This is a genomic window from Pseudomonas sp. DVZ6 (assembly GCF_024259445.1).
Classification (GTDB): domain Bacteria; phylum Pseudomonadota; class Gammaproteobacteria; order Pseudomonadales; family Pseudomonadaceae; genus Aquipseudomonas; species Aquipseudomonas peradeniyensis.
This window is the reverse complement of the sequence record NZ_JANCLM010000089.1, coordinates 1-1,669: the sequence shown is the minus strand read 5'-3', so window position 1 is coordinate 1,669 and position 1,669 is coordinate 1. Positions and strand designations below refer to the sequence as shown.

General features: G+C 56.0%; 1 protein-coding gene. It reads right to left on the bottom strand.

Annotated features, from left to right (window positions below; genetic code table 11):
- Window positions 1-38: 38 nt before the first annotated feature.
- A protein-coding gene (locus tag NMG10_RS25730) for an IS3 family transposase (RefSeq protein ID WP_232857806.1) occupies window positions 39-1,594 on the bottom strand; the annotation gives its coding sequence in 2 pieces (ribosomal slippage) (window positions 39-1,129 and window positions 1,129-1,594; 1,557 coding nt in all).
- Window positions 1,595-1,669: the final 75 nt, after the last annotated feature.

The following is a 1,669-nucleotide window of genomic DNA, read 5'->3' as shown; positions in this document are numbered from 1 at the left end:
CGGCGTTTTTCAAGGTAGTTGTCGCGTCACCCTTCCAGCTATGCGGCTTGCTTCGTGTGCTGTTGATCCCGATCAGGGTTCAACAGCACCGTACCAATTGGCTCCCAGTTACGAGTGCGTCCTGACCATCGCTCTGGATTCCTGCTTCGAGCTTGTTCATACAGCTCATGGCGCCGGGCAAGGATTTGCCTATCCTGCCCCCGATGCCGCTCTGCCGGTGTGACGAAGCGGATCCGGCTGTGTCGGTGTTCGTGGTTGTACCAACGAATAAAATCACGCACCCAGCATCTTGCAGCATCCAAGGTCTCGAATCCCTTGGTCGGCCATTGCGGGCAGTACTTCAGCGTTCTGAAAAGAGCCTCTGAATACGGATTATCATTGCTGACGCGCGGTCTGCCCCTCGATGGCGTAATGCCCAGCTCATACATCTTGCTCAGCAAAGTGGCTGACTTCATCGGCGTGCCGTTGTCTGAATGCAGTACCAAGGGTTCCCTTAGGCATTGCTCGCTGATCACACTTCTTTGCAACAAAACTGCGGCCTTCGCGCCGTCCTCGTCCTCATGCACTTCCCAGCCAACGCTTTTACGGCTGTAAATATCCTCGATCAGATACAGGTAGTAGTACTTTCCACGCACCGAAGACGGTAAGTACGTGATGTCCCACGACCACACACGATTCGGTGCATGGGCCGCATGCGTTGTCGGCTCGGTATTGCGTCCAGGGCGCTGAGCGCGTCCTCGGTGCTGCCTCTGTCCGGTAGCTCGAAGCACCCGATAGAACGTTGACTCCGAACCTACGTAGATCTGCTTGTCGGCCAACCTCGGTACGATCTGACTGGGCGGCAAGTGAGCATACTCAGCGCTATTGCACAGATTGAGAATCACTTTTCGTTCATGCTCGTTCAGCGCATTGGCCGGGCTCATGCGAACTGTAGTAGTGCGTGCATCCGCTCGCACCTCTTCGGTTTGCGTCCAGCGCTGCAACGTTCTGAGCGTCAATCCAACTTCCCGGCACGCCATCGATTTTCGAGCACCGGCATTGATCGCCTCTGTCAGCCATGCCACTAGCAGTTGCCGTTCCGGCAGAGCAGTCAATTGTCCTCGTCTTCGACTCCCCAGTAATCGTTGAGCTTTTTTCGCAGCACCAGTAACGCAGCTGTTTCAGCCAGCGCCTTGTCTTTGCGGCGCAGTTCGCGCTCAAGTTCTTTGATGCGTTTCTGGTCCTGCCGGGCTTGTTCCCGATCAATCTTGGGTTGTGCTTGTTGAGGCGTCATTCCGCTCAGAAACGCCTGCCGCCACGCGGTAATCTGCTCGGGGTACAAGCCTTTACGACGGCAGTATTCGCCCAGCTCAATTTCGGACAAGCTGGCACACTCGGTAACTGCAGCGAATTTCATTTCCACCGACCAACTCTCGGTCGGGTGTTTGGGGTCGGTTACCACTACGGATCCTTTGGCACTGGCTTGCTTACGCCAGGTGTACAGAGACATTTCAGTAACGCCCTCGCGCCTGGCGACCTCGGCCATCGTCAGATTGAGTGGAGGGAGCAACATCTTGAGCAGTTCGGCTTTGCGCTCAGAGGAATAGTACGGCACAACGGCTCTCTTTCCGCCCCCGAGATCTGGTTTCAGGTAAATCTGGCGAGGCGACAACTATCCTGACACCGGGGG